We start from the raw sequence: 14,714 nt of genomic DNA on the forward strand, positions 1-14,714 counted from the left end.
CGCGCGCGCGTTGCTCCTCATTGTGTTTCCCTTAGTTCAAATGAGTGCTGATGTTCCCGCGACACGGCATGTCCAGGCCAATGTCGAGAATGGGCGCGCTGTGTGTCAGCCATCCAACCGAGATGAGGTCAACTCCTGTCGCGGCGATCGCGGGAGCCATTTTCGGTGTCACCCGGCCGGAAGCCTCGGTGATGGCGCGGCCACCGACGATTGCCACGGCGCGGGTAAGATCCTCAACCGACATATTGTCGAGCAGCACTGCGTCGACTCCCAGCGTGAGCGCTGTATCGAGCTGCTCAAGCGTCTCGACCTCGACCTCGATCTTCACCATGTGCCCTGCGGCGGCGCGCGCCCGCTCTATTGCCGTGCGAATGTCGCCAGCGATCGCGATGTGGTTGTCCTTGATCAGCACGGCGTCGTCGAGCCCGAACCGGTGATTGGCGCCGCCGCCGACGCGTACCGCATATTTCTCCAAAGCTCGCAGGCCGGGCGTCGTCTTTCGCGTGCACACGATCCTCGCCTTGTGGCCACGCACGGCTTCGACCATCGCCGCCGTGGCCGTGGCAATGCCGCTCAGACGGCACAGAAAATTGAGTGCCGTGCGTTCGGCCGTGAGCAGGCCTCGCGCCGGTCCGCACAGCATGGCGATAGTTTCGCCACCCGCGACATCGCTGCCGTCAGCGCGCCAGATTTGCATGTCGATCGCAGGTTCGACGAGCATGAAGGCGAAGGCGGCCAGATCGAGCCCGGCAACGATCCCCGTCTGTCGCGACTTGAGCACCAACGTGGCCGTGCGATCACGCGGGATCACGGCGTCGCTGGTCAGATCGCCGCATCTGCCCAGGTCTTCGAGAAGAGCACCGCGTACGATCGGCTCGATCAGGGTTGAGGGAAGGGGTGAGAATGATCTCATGTCATGGTGCTCCGTATCGGTGCCCGCCAGCTGAGTGCGACGGCGGTCTGTATCGCGCTGCGCAGTGTCAGCCGTGACTGGCGCGCGTGCGCATCGCGTCCGGGGAAATCGGAACGACAGTGCGAGCCGCGGCTCTCTTCGCGCCGCAGCGCCGCAATGGCGATCATCAGCGCGACCAAGGCGGGGTCGGAGGCAGCGCTGTCGTGAGCTGCAATCGGCAACAGAGTCGCGACCACGTCGCGTAGCTTCTCGCCATCGCGGATGATGCCGAGTGCAGCGGAAACGATTGGGCGGATGCCGGAGGCATCTGGCCGTTTGGGCACGAATGCGGAACACACGCGCGGTCGCCGGGTGTGTGATACGTTGGCGACGCTTTCAGCAACCCAGCTCGCTGTGACCGCCGCTTCCATAAGCGAGTTGCTGGCGAGTCGGTTCGCGCCGTGCAGACCGGTGCATGCGACCTCGCCACATGCCCACAGTCCCTCGATGGAGCTGCGGCCGGCAGCGTCTACAGCAACACCGCCCATGTGATAATGTGCCGCCGGACGCACCGGGATCAGGTCGGTCGCGGGATCAATGCCGGCCTGGCGGCACAAATCGGCGATTGCCGGAAAGCGTTTGTCAAATCTGGGGCCCAGACATTGCCTTGCGTCCAGGAACACACGGCGTCCGACAGCGAGTTGGTGCCAAACCGCGCGCGCAACCACGTCGCGAGGCGCAAGCTCGCCCCCTGCGGTTTCAGCGAGGAAACGCTCTCCTTGCTCGTCGACGAGCACAGCACCCTCGCCACGCACCGCTTCGCTCACCAGCGGCATCGGCCGCCGCGGACCCTCGAGTGCGGTCGGGTGGAACTGCACGAATTCCAGGTCGGCAAACTCCGCCCCGGCACAGGCGGCGAGGGCGAGTCCCTGTCCACATGAGCCAGGCGGGTTTGTCGTATCGTTAAACAGGCCGCCGATGCCGCCGGTCGCCAGAACCGCCCGGCGCGTTGGCAAGGCGATTGCGCCCGTGCACCCAGCCGCGACCACGGCGATGATCGCCCCGTCTTCCACGATAAGCCGGCGGGCCTCCACGTTCTCCAGGATAGTGATGGAGGCTGTGCGCCTTGCCGCGGCGATTAGCGCGCGGACCAACTCGCGACCCGTGGCATCGCCCGCCGCATGCACGATCCGCCGCTGCGAGTGCGCCGCTTCAAGTCCGAGCCGCAACGCGCCGTCAGCGCGTCGGTCGAATGCCACACCGAAGCGTTCTAGAGTCCTGATCGCTTCGGGTGCAGCTTGGACCGTTCGCCGCACCGTCGTCACGTCGCAGAGGCCGTCGCCGGCTGCGAGGGTGTCACAAAGATGTAGTTCGGAACTGTCCTCGCCGCCGACACTTGCCGCAAGACCACCTTGGGCGAGTTCGCTGCAGGCTCCGGTACCCAGCCCCGCATTGGACAGAAGCACAACCGGTTCCGGCGCTAGATGAAGCGCCGTCATCAGGCCTGCCAAACCGGCGCCGATGATGACCGGCGCCCCGCCGATGTCATGAACGTCGAGGCTCATATGGAAAGCATACGCTCGACCGAGCGGCGCGCGCGCCCTGCAATCCCGGGATCGATCCGAACCTCATGCCGGTTCTGCTCGAGTGCGACGCGAATGTTAGCCAGTGTGATGCGCTTCATATGCGGACACAGATTGCAGGGGCGGACGAACTCGACCTCGGGATGCGCGACCGCGACATTGTCGCTCATCGAACATTCCGTTAGCAGGACGACGCGCGGCGGTTTCTCCCGCTCGACATATTTCACCATGGCCGCGGTCGAGCCGGAGAATTCCGCCTCTGCGACAATCTCTGGCGGGCATTCGGGATGGGCGAGCACGATGACCCCTGGATGCGCATCGCGCAGTTCTCGGATGTCGGCCGACGTGAATCGCTCATGCACTTCGCAGTGGCCCTTCCAGGCGATGATCTCGACCTCCGTCTGCGCCGCCACGTTTTTCGCCAGATACTCATCGGGCACCATGATCACACGCGGCACGCCGAGCGATTCCACAACCGCCCTGGCGTTGCCCGAGGTGCAGCAGATGTCCGACTCCGCTTTTACAGCCGCCGAAGTGTTGACGTAGGTGACCACCGGCACCCCTGGATAGCGCTGTCGCATCAGCCGCACGTCTTGTGCCGTTATCGAATCGGCCAGCGAGCAACCGGCGCCGAGATCCGGGATGAGGACGATCTTGTTCGGATTGAGCAGCTTGGCCGTCTCGGCCATGAAATGCACGCCGGCAACCACGATGATTTGCGCCTCGACCGTAGCCGCCTTGCGGGCCAGTGCGAGGCTGTCGCCGACAATGTCGGCCACGCAGTGGAAGATCTCCGGCGTTTGGTAATTGTGCGCAAGGATGACCGCATTGCGATCACGCTTCAGCGCCAGGATGGCTTCAATGTCGCTGGTGAAGGCCAGCCATTCGACCGGCGGGATCACCCGCCGGACGCGCTCGTACAGGGACGCAGCCATAGGTAACGCCCCAGTCATCAGCGCCTCCGATTATATTCGATCTGACAATAAGGGGAATATGTCTACCTTGACTATAAGTATGTCAAGCCCGCGCGAGCGGCAATTTTGTCCCGGCCACAGCCCTGTCGTCGAGAACGGCATGGCGGAACCGATAGAGCTTTGCCGGCCGCCCGCCCGTCTCGAGGGAGGTCTCGCCAGTTTCCTCGACCAGCTCTTGCTGCTCGACAAGTCTTCGGAAGTTCGGCTTGTTGATGAGCCTCCCGGCGAGCGCCTCCACGGTCCGCTGCAGCTGAAGCAGCGTGAACGACGGCCTCATGAGCTCGAACACCACCGGCCGGTACTTGATCTTAGAACGTAGCCGCGCAATGCCGGTCGCCAGGATCCGCCGATGGTCGGCGATCATTGCCTTGCCAGATACCGCAGGCGCGACATCCCGTCCGCCACCAGCCTCTTCGATCAGGGCAGATTCATAGAGCAACTCATAGCGTTGAAGCGTGAGTTCCTCGTTCCAATTGCGGTCGTCGAAAGCGAAGGCAATCGCGGCGCGCTGCCGGCGTTCGCGTCGCGTAGTCGCGTCGCTGGCTCCGTCAGCCCACTCGATCAGGCGTGGTCGTAAAATCTCGAGCACCACGGGCGTGCCGGAGCGATGGTCCTCCCAGGGAAAATACTCGTACCAACTCCGCCACCCACAGTTGGTGGAGCCCGTTGCCTGGTCCTTCCGAGTGAGTGCCAGATAGCTGATTGAGATGGCGCGTTCCTGGCGCTCGGCCCCTATGCGGTCCCGATCGGCGAAGGTGTAGAGCTGCTCGATGTACCCCAGCGGGTGGCCGGTCTGTTGCTCCACCCAGCCCCTCAGACCGGATTGCAGCGATCGATGCTCTAGCGCATATGGTCCGGACGGAAGCGTGTCCGCGTTCCCGATGGTGAGAAGACAGGGTTCACTGTCGTTTACCGCGACGACAACGGCGATCAGGTCCACTTTTGCTTCGTCGGCCTTGACCGCAGCTCGGCCTTTTCTGGTTCCTTTTGCCTGATGGTCCATGTTCGCGATAATGAGTCGGCCCCAAATGCAGGGTGATTGAATCGATTGAATTTAAGCGTTGCTGCACGAACGTCAACACCGCACAGCTGGACGTCTTTTTTAGCTCTTCGCACTCGCACAAAAATATGCCAAACGCGACACCCGCGGCGGGTAACGCTAGGGAAGGATGCGTCGAGTGAGCGCAACTGGTGAGACAAAGGCGATGACACCGCCGGATGTTCGAATGCGGAAGGGCCAGACTCCACTCGTCTGCCTAACGGCCTATACGACGCCGATCGCCAGATTGGTTGATCCCCACTGCGACATCGTTCTCGTTGGCGACAGCGTCGGCATGGTACTGCACGGCCTCTGGTCGACCCTGGGTGTCACTCTCGACATGATGATCATGCACGGTCGGGCGGTGCGCCGCGGTCTGGTACGGTCGTTAATGGTTGTAGACCTGCCATTCGGTTCCTATGAAGAGAGCCCCGAGCAGGCCTTCCGCAACGCTGCGCGCCTGATGGCGCAGACTGGTTGTGCAGCTGTGAAGCTCGAAGGCGGTGAGAAAATGGCCGAGACCATTCGCTTCCTCGGCGCCCGCGGCGTCCCTGTCATGGCCCATGTCGGTCTAACGCCGCAGGCGGTCAATACTTTCGGTGGCTACCGCGTCCAGGGGCGGGGAGACGATGCTGAGCGCATCAGGCGCGATGCCAGTGCGGTTACGGAGGCCGGCGCCTTCTGCGTGGTGCTGGAGAAAGTGCCCGAGCCCCTCGCAAAGCGCATCACTGCGGAGATCGCCGTCCCAACCATTGGCATCGGCGCCTCACTCGCCTGCGACGGCCAGATTCTGGTGAGCGACGATATGCTCGGGCTTTTCAGCTCCTTCCGGCCGAAATTCGTCAAGCGCTACGCCGAACTAGGCGAACAGGCCGATGCAGCGATTGCGGCTTATGCCGCTGACGTGAGGAGACGGTGCTTTCCGGCGGCGCAACATCTCTACACCAACGACCCGAAGACCGGAGACGTCATATGAGCGTGCCGATCGTTCGAACCGTTGCCGAGCTCCGCGCTGTTGCCGCGCGATGGCGTCGCTCAGGCGCCAGTATCGCCCTTGTGCCGACCATGGGGGCCTTTCATGAAGGCCATCTGAGTCTCGTGCGTGCGGCGCTTCAGAAGGCCGATCGGGTCGTGGTGACGCTGTTCGTCAACCCCAAGCAATTCAACAGTGCAGCCGACCTCGCAGCCTATCCTCGTACGGAAAACGAAGATGCTGCAAAGCTCGCTCCGCTGGGCGCGCATTTGCTCTATGTGCCGGATGCTCAGCAGATGTATCCGCCAGGCTTCGCCACGACCGTTTCGGTGTCCGGCATCAGCGAGGGCCTGTGCGGCGGCTTCCGGCCGGGCCATTTCGATGGCGTGGCGACGGTGGTTGCCAAGCTCTTCCTGCAGTCCGGCGCTGACTTGGCCTGTTTTGGCGAAAAGGACTTTCAGCAGCTTCAGCTGGTCAGGCGCGTGGTTCGGGACCTGGACATTCCAATCACCGTCCTGGCCTGTCCGACAGTCCGCGAAGCCGATGGTCTTGCACTATCCTCGCGCAATCTTCGGCTCTCGCCAGCACAGCGCGCCATTGCCCCAAAGTTGGTAGCGGTCTTGCTCGGGGTGGCGCACCGGCTTGCGCGCGGCTCTCCTGTCCTGCCCATTCTAGCCGAAGCGCGCGCTGCAATTCTGGCTGCAGGCTATCGCGAAGTCGAATATCTGGAACTTCGCGACGAGGCGGATCTGCAACCGCTGACGAGCCTTGACCGACCAGCACGCTTGCTCGTCGCGGCATGGCTCGGCGACATACGGCTGATCGACAACATAGGAATGTCACCAATTGGTGCAACAAATTAGACGCTCGCGGCGCTGAGTCGCCACACAAACAGCCTCATCAACCAAAATAGCAGAGCAATGCCGGCGATCAAACTGACGAGCTCGCACACGTTTTCTCGATCGCCAAGCATTTAAACCAAAGGTCTCCGCCTGCGATCGAGCAACGGCACGGAGGTTATGCAAAGCGCAGATGCATCGCGTGTTTGAAGATTTCCTCGAGCAACTCTCCGAAAGCGTCGATGCTGTCGATCTGTGTGAGGCAATGGCCTCTGCCGCGGCCGCATTCGACTTTCCGCTCTTCGCCTATTTCAGTTGCCCGTCGGCCTCCTGCCAGAAGCCGCGCTTGATTTCAAATTATCCGTCCTCCTGGACATCTCGCTATATGCAATTGCGCTACCACAGCCATGATCCGGTCATCCTGCGCGGGCTCCAAGGCTGGGACACCTTTGATTGGGGTGTGGATCGGCCTCGGCAACATCTCGCGGCTTCACAGCAACGAGTTCTGGAAGAAGCAGCTCGATTTGGCATTCGTGGCGGATTGACCATGTCGATGCACGACCATCGCGGCCGCTTTGCTGCGCTGACCTTCGCTTCCGACCAGTCCTGTCCGCCTCTCTTGCGGTCATTGACACGTTACGAAAAAGCATTGCAGCTGGTGGCGATCAGCTTTCATATATATGCCCGGCGCAGGCTCGCCGAAGACTGCGCGGTGGATGGCGTAGTCCTGACCCCCCGAGAATTCGAATGCTTGAAATGGGCGGCGGACGGCAAGTCGGCCTGGGATATCAGCCAGATTCTCAGCGTTTCCAAACGCACCGTGACCTTCCATCTGGAAAACGCCAAGGCAAAACTTGGTGTGAGAACCATCAACCAGGCTGTAGCACGGCTGGCTGCTTCCCGTCAGTCGAGATCGTGATTCCTTTCTTTGGATACCTGTAAAGGTCTACAGGCTGCATCAGTGTCGGCTTTGCTCTTCGATGACGGAAACACATCTCGCACGGAGGCGACAAATGATGCAGCTAATTACACCTGAGCTCTACGATGAGTTTTCAAGCGAGCTCAAGGAAATGTACGGACTGAGGCATCGGGTTTTTAAGGAAAGGCTGGAATGGGATGTTCAGACCGCAGAGGAGATGGAGACAGACGCATATGACGGCCTCAACCCCGTCTATCTCCTTCTCAAAGGATCCGACTGGCGCATTCGCGGTTGCGTCCGTTTTTTGCCGACAACGGGGCCGACAATGTTGCGCGACACCTTTCCGATGCTGCTAGGTGAGACCGCAGCGCCAGCGAGTACCCGCGTGTGGGAGAGCAGTCGTTTCGCACTGGATCTGCCTGCATCAACACCCAAGGCTGGCGGGCTAGCCCAAGCAACCTACGAGCTCTTCGCTGGCATGATCGAATTCGGCTTGGCCAACGAACTCGATCGGATTGTGACAGTGACGGATACGCGCATGGAGCGGATCCTGCGTCTCGCAACGTGGCCGTTGGCCCGCATCGGGCAGCCGAAGGCGGTCGGCACCACGGAGGCGGTCGCCGGTTCTCTCGAGGTTTCCCACGCCAGCCTCATGCGCGTCCGCTGGAGGGGACGTTTGAACGGACCCGTGTTGTGGCAGCCGGTTCTCGGCCTGTCGGCATAGTGCTTGAGGATGCTCGGCCTGACCACTCCTCTGCCCGCGGGTGGCGATGGTGACTGCCGCGAACCTCAACGCCGCGATCGCCCCCCATGAACCGGCCGAGAACGCATTGCAAATGCCGTCGCAATCGGTGGGGCTGGAGATGCGCCTCTGTGGACGCCGGAGGGAGCCTTCCTCGCACGCCTGTCGAAAGCCGACATCTACGAACTGATGCGGGATGACGATGCCAGGGCGAAAGCTGTAGAACGCGCTTTCCAAACTTTGCCGGCATTCGCAGCGCAGCGGGATTTCTTCTCGGCGTGCAAGACGCGTTCAGGTTTCGGGGCGAAAAGCTTGGCAATCGCCGTCGAGTAGGTGCGGACCGCCATCTAAGGTCGGGGCGGCGATGCCACAGGCTTTTTGCGTCCGGAATGTCCTTCAGGGTATCGACCCGGCCATGGCCAAGCGAGAGAGGCGCTGCCCCGCCCCTCGCGCTCCCCGTCCACCCAAGAAGCGCCCTTGGCGGAACGGCTATACTCTCTCTAGCCTGGGACAAAGACGCCTGAGATTGCTTTTCGGCTGTCTTCCAATGGGATCGACTCTTGATACCGCAAGGTGAGGTTTTGCTCACGCGCGACTTGGCGCGCAAGTTCATTCACCTCCAACGAAAGCGTAAGAAGCCCGCCGAACTTGCTTTCGCTGTCAAAAATACGGCGCGACCCATCTGGCACGGATAACGTTCGTGCAAAGGTTTTGTCCTGCCACAATCTGTCCAAAAACCGCTGCGTTTCGGCAAGTACAGCGAGCTCGTAGAACACGCCTGTACGCAAGGCTGCCTGGTCCGCATGGTACATGATTGCCGCTATGTCGAAGCTCGGAAGATTGACCGTCTTACCATCCTCTATGGCGTCATTTTTGACATTCTTACATAGACGGATAGCCTTCTTCAGGCCGCCATGAGCCTCATTTTGATCCCGGTCGTGCACGCGGCCAATATGCAAAAATGGCAAGTTGTCGATCGTCTCGGGAACTTTTTTGTTCAAAATCGTCACGCCGCGATCGCGCTCGATGTTTGACGACTGGTAGTCAATTGTGTCGACCCAATGCGACGGTACGACGTCGACTGGCCGCGCAAGCGAGCCGCCGGAAATCGCGATGGCTTTGCCGCCGGAGACGTCAACGTCGGCGGCTGGGTAGGCGGCAATAAGGATCTTTTCGGCCTCTTTGCGCAAACGCAACAAGCGGTCAACGGACTTGTCTTGGCTTGGAGATGTGTAATGACCAGATCGCGCTTTGAGGCCTGCCACATAGTACGAGAAAAAGCCGAGTTCGAGATTCAGCAGATCGACATCGCTGACGCCCCTGATGTGGACGTTCAGGGGGACAGAGCCTTGGAGTCGGAATTCCACAGTCCAACCGGCAGCGCTCAGCTTCTCATCCAACTGCTTTCCGACACGCTCTGCAGTTTCGATGCTGATCCTGGTGTATTCGGGTCCGACCTCTTCCATGGCGCCAAGCGCATACCGAGTAAACGGCTGGCTCGCCGCTCTGGTCTGCCATTTCTCGTCACCGAAGCTTTTAGCGACAATGGCTGACTGGGCAGCCTCACTCAGCCGACCCAGCCGGTCGGTCCCGCGTCGGCGCGTCTTCAGTTGGGCTAGTCGTTTGTTGATATCAGTGGGCATGTTTAGAGCCTCGTGAGGTTCATCTGGCCGAACGTGTAGCGGCCATATCCGTTGAAGTATTCGCCCTTACCGGATCGCAGATCCTTGCCGAAAGTAATCTCGGCCGAGCCGCGGTGACTTTTCAGCTCGATCTCGCCAATGTTCGGGTCGTTCTTGTAGCCATAGAAAAGCCGATAGCCGTCGGCCTCGTCATGAATGAGCGCTGCGCTGGTGCTGTTCGATCCAGACTGCGCAGTCTTCAGGCGGACACGGATTCTGTCCCAACTCTGGATGATCGTTATCTTAGCTTTCCATTGGATGCCGGGCGTGCCATCGGGATTGAGTGTCTGACCATCGCAATCCCAATCGCCCGAAAGATTGGGAACTTTGAGAACATTGGATAGCAGGCCCCACCGCCAGGCAAAGCGATCAAGAACCCAATAGAGAACGATGAAAACAGTGCCAGCGCCTAGCAAGGAAAGCACCGATGGCGGCACGTTGGGGGAGATGCCGAATGTTTTGGCGAGATCGACCGCCCACAGGAAAACAAACACTACTCCTGCAGAAACGATGCTGGACATGACGCCCAGATAATGCCCAATGCGCGCACGGCTCACCCCGCCGAGCACGGTATATTCATGTTCAAGCATGGAATGCCCTTTGATCGCTGGAGGGCGACGGCCGGAGCCGCCGCCCAAGACCTTACCTAGTTTTCGTAGGGTCGGTCAGCCGGTACTTCTGACCCGACTCCAGGGGAGGGGGCAGAGGCTCGCCCTTGGTCACGGTACGTTCAATGCCCGTACCACCACCGCGGGGCCCGGTGATCTCGTATTGCCCCGATGTGGGAGCCTTTTCACCGGGGTTGTACAGCTCGTCATTAGACATGGGAGAATGTCCAGGTGGTTGCCAATAGACCCATCTGGCACTAGATTCCGACTTGTTGAGGGTTCGGACTAGCGGTCTGAAGGCGCCCTACGGCACCACACAGACCGCAGTTCACAACCAAACGATGGCAGGTGACGAAGACGTCACCTGCCATTTGTTTAGGCATATTTGATATTAGATGTAAATAGCGCTCCGATGTGCCAACATTGAAAATACTGTTGATTGTCAATCTATCGAAAGTAACCGCGGCTAGGCATTGGTATAAATTGTCTTCGTGGCCGTAGAGCCGAATGCAGGTCTCGAAGCACAGGTGGAGGCAAATCGATTGAAATCGAGATAGCGACGAGCAAAAGTTGACGCCATGGCAGCCAGTATCTGCGAGGGGTTGGAGAGCGCCTAGAGACGTCACAACAGAATCGATGGGGGCTGGCCATCCAACGGTTCAATGCGGCGCTGCCCCGGCCAGCAATTACCGACAACCGTTCGCCGTCATCCATCGGGCTCGGTCGCGGGTGCCTATTAGTCGATGTATTCCTGGGTCACCATGTCATTGGCTTGTCGGATGAGGCCGACAAGGATGCCGCCAAACCGCAGCGCTGAACCATGCAGTCGGTAATCGGGTCAGGCCTTGCCAGCTACGGTCGCGGCTGGCTGTGGATCCGTTCTTGAGGACGACGCGATCAAAAGGGTAACCTTCACCGCCACCTCTTCGAGGGTGGCGGTGAGCCGGTTGATCTGCGAGGCGGTTGCGGCCATTTCCGGGCCGTAGCGGATGATCAGATATTCCCGGTTCTGGCTGAGGGACTGAAGATGATTGGCGGTTTTTGCGCGAAGACGCAGTCCTGCTTCGACAGTGTGCTTCGCCCGAGCCGCCAAGTCGTGATGCATCTTGCGGATTTGATCGGGTTCGTGCCCTCGGTGGAGCAAAAGCGCGGTCAGATAAAGTTCGATCGCGTGGATGGCGGACAGTCTAAACGGCGCTCGGCTAAGCGGCTTGCCTGATCGGCCAAGCGGAACGAGCAGGGCTGCCGCTTTGCGATACTCTTCCGCCAGTTCATGGATCTGCTGCGCGGAGGCGAGCTCTCCCGGATATTTGCGCTTAGTCATCGCCATTCGTGCATTGCCGTTTGCGATATTATGCCTCGCTCGCTTGCGGCTATGCCCACCCGACGTGATCCCTTTTTGAAAGTTTCAGAAACAGATTGAACCAGAATCGGTATTCGAGACCTTTGTCATTGCCAGACGCTTCGAAGGCGCAATAGGCCGCCGAGGTTGTAGGGTCCATACCATGACGGTCGCGGCTTCTATCGCCTCGTCCTCAGCTAATACCTGCCATCCTTCAACAACGCTGCCGTGATTTCCCACACCGAAGTCCTCAAGCCGTTCGGCAAACATATACCTGATCTGGCTCGGCACAACCCACGGGCTTGCCGGCAACTTGGCCTTCAGCTTACGGTGCCGCGGCATCGAATTCGATCGCAAATCTCGCGTCGATTGCACTTCGCGCAATGAGATCGTCAAGTTTCCAATCCGTGAGGTCGCAAGGCGAAAACATTCGTCTCACGGCGTGACGAACCTCGGACACCGAAATAGCACGGGCTGCCGACGTTATCGATCAGATGGCGGACCGTCGCTTGGCGAACTCCGATAAGGTGTGGGACTGCACAGGCGCCGGCGTCGTCGCTACGAGTGGAGCCGCGGTTCTGCGGCTTCCGCCGTTCTTGCGTCGAAAGCGACGCGGACACCGTGAATGATCGATGCCGCCGCCAGCAACTCCTCCAATTCGCGGTCGGTCGCCTTGCATGCGGGCATGAGTGTTCGGATGGCGCGGATCGCCTGTGCGATGGAGAGGAACCGGGCCTTGCCCCTGGAAAGGACATAGGCTTCGGCTGCTCGTTCAATCGTGACCGAGTGACAAGCGTTGGTCATCGAGAATTTCCTCCCTGAAACCCTGACCAACGACTTAGGGCCGGAATTCCGCAGCTTGCAAGGCTCTGTCTGATTCCGGACAATCACACGGAACCGAGCCGAAATGGCGTTGCTCCTCCTCGCCATAAGCGCCGTGCGTGAGCCTTATCATTCCGGCGCGGTCGACGATCGTGATTTCACCCCGCGTGGCGCGGACCAGTCCCCGGTATCGAGCATTTGGAGGGCGGTCGTGACGCCGGGCCGACGAGCGCCAAGCATGGTCGCCAGAAATTCATGCGTCAGGTAAATCTTGTCTCCGTCACCGCGATCGTGGACCATCAGCAACCAGCGGGCCAGGCGTTCCTCGATTTTCGAGTGGCCGTTAACCAGTGCCGTCCGGGACGACTGGACAAGGAACGCATGGGCATAGCGCAGCAGTGACTCGCGAAGGGTCAGGCTTATCGCGATCGCGCCGCGAAGGCTCTTGACCGACAGGATCCAGCCTTGGCCGGCGACTTGGATATAGGTCTCATTGGGAGACCTGTCCTGGCCGAGTATAACCGCAATGCCGGTCATGCCGTCGTAGCCGATGAGGCCGACCTCACTTTTGCGACCGCCCGTCATTGTGGCGACCACCGAGGCAATACCCGTCTCCGGAAAATAGACACTCGCGATCGGCTGATATGCGACCTCCAGCTGGCTTTTGATGGCCAGTTCGACCTGATGCAGCGATGGCTGCAAAAGTGCAAAATCCTCCGAGGATAGCGCGTTCAAAAGCTGGTTGCGAAGAAGGGATTGGGGCATGGCGCTCTCCCGTACGGGCAAGAGCGAGTACCCTCTTACAGTCGGCCGTGTCCGATGCAAATCGCTGCCGATAAGGCAAGCATAGTCTTCAAATGTGCGGGTGGCAAAGGCTCTGCTTCAAAGCTGGCTTTTCGAGGCTTGCGATGTGGCAGCGTTGAGCGAATTGATTTGGCTACAATTGGCGAATAGTCGAATGTCAACAGGAGGCAGTCATGGCAAAACTTCCGATGTGAGCTCATCGACGACAAGAAGAAGGACGATTGGGTCTCGCGCCAGGAAAGTGCGGAGAGAACCCGCAGATTTGACACCAAGGAAGATCCCAGGCGAATCGGATATCGACGAATGACCATTCCCTCGCCGACCGTAGCCTGGCTCGGACGGCTAAAACACTCGTTCAGGCCGGTTTCGATGTCTTTGTTTCGCACCCATCCGCCAGAACTGCTCGCTGCGAACGAAACTCTTGAGGAGTCCGCAGATAATTGGCGCGGAAAATCCGGTTCAGATGCGAGCCGTCGCAAAATCCGCACTCAAGTGCAATCTCGGAAATAGACTTGTCCGTTGTCAGCAAAAGATGGCACGAATGATCAAGCCTAATCTGCGTGTAGACGGCTCGAGGTGAGCTGCGGAGCTCCGACCGAAAGTGGCGTTCAACTATTCGTTTGCTTATGCCGAGCTTGTCGGCTAAGCGGCCGATAGTCAGCGGGACTTCCAGGTGATGTTGCATCACCAGCACCGCTCGTTTCACAATTTCGTCCCGGACGACGACCTGCAGGCTTCCAGTTGGCTGGGCGGTCTCGCCCTTTGCTACCTCGTTGAACATCATGATCCGCAAGCTTTTGGCGGCCGGGGCCTTACCAAGGTGCCTCTCGATCAGAAAGGCTGCGAGATGTGCCGCGCTGGCTCCCCCCGAACAGGTCAGTCGGTCTCGATCGACGACGAAGATCTGGTCTGACACGGCCTGTAGTCCCTCGCAAAGCCGCAAGAAATCTGAATTGTGGAACCAACTGACGCAACACTTGTAGCCGTGCATGAGGCCGGCGCGGTGCAAGATAAATGAGCCGGTACACAGGCCCACGAGCGGTATGCCTGCCTCGGCAGCATGCCGCAGATGGTTGTCGAACCTCTCGTCGACCAAGAGGCTTTCCTCTCCAAGAACCCCGCCGACAACCACTAGGTAATCGAAGCGTCGAAGGTCTCCGATCCTTTCGTGGGGAGAGATAGCAACGCCGCAGCTGGACAGGATTGGCGACATGTCAGGCGAGATAATCCGCCATTGACAGCGGATTGGGCGGCTGCGGTCCCCTTCGTCGGCGGCCAGACGCAGCACGTCAACGAAATTGGCAAACGCCCCTAGGGTAAACCGATGGAGCAGGAGAAAACCGACAGAGAGCGGGGCAAGGGCTCGGCGTACTTTTTGTGCCGGCTTCGCTGATGAACCGGGGCATTGTCGCAAATCTACTGTCATGCCGACGCAAACGTCCTTTCGCCTATTGTCCGCCTCACTCAAATAGGGCGCGAGCCGGTTATCTGGTGT

At 59.8% G+C, this 14,714-nt stretch carries 14 protein-coding genes; 4 read left to right on the plus strand and 10 right to left on the minus strand.

Translation table 11 applies throughout. From position 1 onward, the window contains the following. Positions 1-31: 31 nt before the first annotated feature. From nadC to A4R29_RS05535, 4 genes are all read right to left on the minus strand, one after another. A complete protein-coding gene (nadC, locus tag A4R29_RS05520; RefSeq protein WP_063171416.1) occupies positions 32-913 on the minus strand; it encodes a carboxylating nicotinate-nucleotide diphosphorylase in 882 nt (293 codons plus the stop codon). Next, positions 910-2,457, minus strand: a complete 1,548-nt coding sequence (locus tag A4R29_RS05525) for an L-aspartate oxidase (RefSeq protein ID WP_063171417.1) — start codon at positions 2,455-2,457, stop codon at positions 910-912. Before A4R29_RS05525 ends, nadC begins: the two co-directional genes overlap by 4 nt. Continuing rightward, on the minus strand, positions 2,454-3,428 hold the full coding sequence (gene nadA / locus A4R29_RS05530) for a quinolinate synthase NadA (RefSeq protein WP_063171418.1): 975 nt from the start codon (positions 3,426-3,428) through the stop codon (positions 2,454-2,456). Before nadA ends, A4R29_RS05525 begins: the two co-directional genes overlap by 4 nt. A gap of 64 nt (positions 3,429-3,492) precedes the next feature. Then, positions 3,493-4,452 carry an NUDIX hydrolase gene (locus A4R29_RS05535; protein ID WP_027163112.1) on the minus strand — a complete coding sequence of 320 codons (960 nt, stop codon included), beginning with the start codon at positions 4,450-4,452 and terminating at the stop codon, positions 3,493-3,495. Between the two features lie 175 nt (positions 4,453-4,627). Between A4R29_RS05535 and panB the strand changes: the two genes are divergently transcribed. The 4 genes from panB (at position 4,628) to A4R29_RS05555 (ending at position 7,943) form a co-directional block, all read left to right on the plus strand. Continuing rightward, complete coding sequence (gene panB, locus A4R29_RS05540; protein WP_063171419.1) at positions 4,628-5,464, plus strand: 3-methyl-2-oxobutanoate hydroxymethyltransferase; 837 nt, start codon at positions 4,628-4,630, stop codon at positions 5,462-5,464. After that, on the plus strand, positions 5,461-6,324 hold the full coding sequence (gene panC, locus A4R29_RS05545; RefSeq protein WP_027163114.1) for a pantoate--beta-alanine ligase: 864 nt from the start codon (positions 5,461-5,463) through the stop codon (positions 6,322-6,324). The genes panB and panC overlap by 4 nt, the downstream gene beginning before the upstream one ends. Before the next feature lie 169 nt (positions 6,325-6,493). Further along, on the plus strand, positions 6,494-7,219 hold the full coding sequence (locus tag A4R29_RS05550) for a LuxR family transcriptional regulator (RefSeq protein WP_063171420.1): 726 nt from the start codon (positions 6,494-6,496) through the stop codon (positions 7,217-7,219). A gap of 94 nt (positions 7,220-7,313) precedes the next feature. Beyond that, complete coding sequence (locus tag A4R29_RS05555; RefSeq protein WP_027163116.1) at positions 7,314-7,943, plus strand: acyl-homoserine-lactone synthase; 630 nt, start codon at positions 7,314-7,316, stop codon at positions 7,941-7,943. Positions 7,944-8,461: 518 nt separating this feature from the next. On the opposite strand, the gene A4R29_RS05560 is transcribed toward A4R29_RS05555, so the two are convergent. The 6 genes from A4R29_RS05560 to A4R29_RS05600 form a co-directional block, all read right to left on the minus strand. Beyond that, positions 8,462-9,604, minus strand: a complete 1,143-nt coding sequence (locus tag A4R29_RS05560) for a nucleotidyltransferase-like protein (protein ID WP_063171421.1) — start codon at positions 9,602-9,604, stop codon at positions 8,462-8,464. A 2-nt stretch (positions 9,605-9,606) separates the two neighbouring features. Next, positions 9,607-10,233: a Cap15 family cyclic dinucleotide receptor domain-containing protein gene (locus A4R29_RS05565; RefSeq protein WP_027163118.1), complete on the minus strand. Its 627-nt coding sequence runs from the start codon at positions 10,231-10,233 to the stop codon at positions 9,607-9,609. An 856-nt stretch (positions 10,234-11,089) separates the two neighbouring features. Next, positions 11,090-11,581 carry a hypothetical protein gene (locus tag A4R29_RS05575; RefSeq protein ID WP_063171423.1) on the minus strand — a complete coding sequence of 164 codons (492 nt, stop codon included), beginning with the start codon at positions 11,579-11,581 and terminating at the stop codon, positions 11,090-11,092. A gap of 570 nt (positions 11,582-12,151) precedes the next feature. After that, a complete protein-coding gene (locus A4R29_RS05590; RefSeq protein ID WP_027163121.1) occupies positions 12,152-12,397 on the minus strand; it encodes a hypothetical protein in 246 nt (81 codons plus the stop codon). A 147-nt stretch (positions 12,398-12,544) separates the two neighbouring features. Further along, positions 12,545-13,180, minus strand: coding sequence for a Crp/Fnr family transcriptional regulator (locus A4R29_RS05595; RefSeq protein WP_338039859.1), 636 nt, complete (start codon positions 13,178-13,180; stop codon positions 12,545-12,547). Positions 13,181-13,574: 394 nt separating this feature from the next. Next, a complete protein-coding gene (locus tag A4R29_RS05600; protein ID WP_082827329.1) occupies positions 13,575-14,645 on the minus strand; it encodes a GlxA family transcriptional regulator in 1,071 nt (356 codons plus the stop codon). Positions 14,646-14,714 lie beyond the last annotated feature (69 nt).

The organism is Mesorhizobium ciceri biovar biserrulae (assembly GCF_001618845.1).
Classification (GTDB): domain Bacteria; phylum Pseudomonadota; class Alphaproteobacteria; order Rhizobiales; family Rhizobiaceae; genus Mesorhizobium; species Mesorhizobium ciceri.

Excerpts from the sequence above, each read along its gene's own strand:
- nadC (WP_063171416.1), bottom strand. The coding sequence starts at position 913 with ATGAGATCATTCTCACCCCTTCCCTCAACCCTGATCGAGCCGATCGTA.
- A4R29_RS05525 (WP_063171417.1), bottom strand. The coding sequence starts at position 2,457 with ATGAGCCTCGACGTTCATGACATCGGCGGGGCGCCGGTCATCATCGGC.
- nadA (WP_063171418.1), bottom strand. The coding sequence starts at position 3,428 with ATGACTGGGGCGTTACCTATGGCTGCGTCCCTGTACGAGCGCGTCCGG.
- A4R29_RS05535 (WP_027163112.1), bottom strand. The coding sequence starts at position 4,452 with ATGGACCATCAGGCAAAAGGAACCAGAAAAGGCCGAGCTGCGGTCAAG.
- panC (WP_027163114.1), top strand. The coding sequence starts at position 5,461 with ATGAGCGTGCCGATCGTTCGAACCGTTGCCGAGCTCCGCGCTGTTGCC.
- A4R29_RS05550 (WP_063171420.1), top strand. The coding sequence starts at position 6,494 with ATGCATCGCGTGTTTGAAGATTTCCTCGAGCAACTCTCCGAAAGCGTC.
- A4R29_RS05555 (WP_027163116.1), top strand. The coding sequence starts at position 7,314 with ATGATGCAGCTAATTACACCTGAGCTCTACGATGAGTTTTCAAGCGAG.
- A4R29_RS05560 (WP_063171421.1), bottom strand. The coding sequence starts at position 9,604 with ATGCCCACTGATATCAACAAACGACTAGCCCAACTGAAGACGCGCCGA.
- A4R29_RS05565 (WP_027163118.1), bottom strand. The coding sequence starts at position 10,233 with ATGCTTGAACATGAATATACCGTGCTCGGCGGGGTGAGCCGTGCGCGC.
- A4R29_RS05575 (WP_063171423.1), bottom strand. The coding sequence starts at position 11,581 with ATGGCGATGACTAAGCGCAAATATCCGGGAGAGCTCGCCTCCGCGCAG.
- A4R29_RS05590 (WP_027163121.1), bottom strand. The coding sequence starts at position 12,397 with ATGACCAACGCTTGTCACTCGGTCACGATTGAACGAGCAGCCGAAGCC.
- A4R29_RS05595 (WP_338039859.1), bottom strand. The coding sequence starts at position 13,180 with ATGCCCCAATCCCTTCTTCGCAACCAGCTTTTGAACGCGCTATCCTCG.
- A4R29_RS05600 (WP_082827329.1), bottom strand. The coding sequence starts at position 14,645 with ATGACAGTAGATTTGCGACAATGCCCCGGTTCATCAGCGAAGCCGGCA.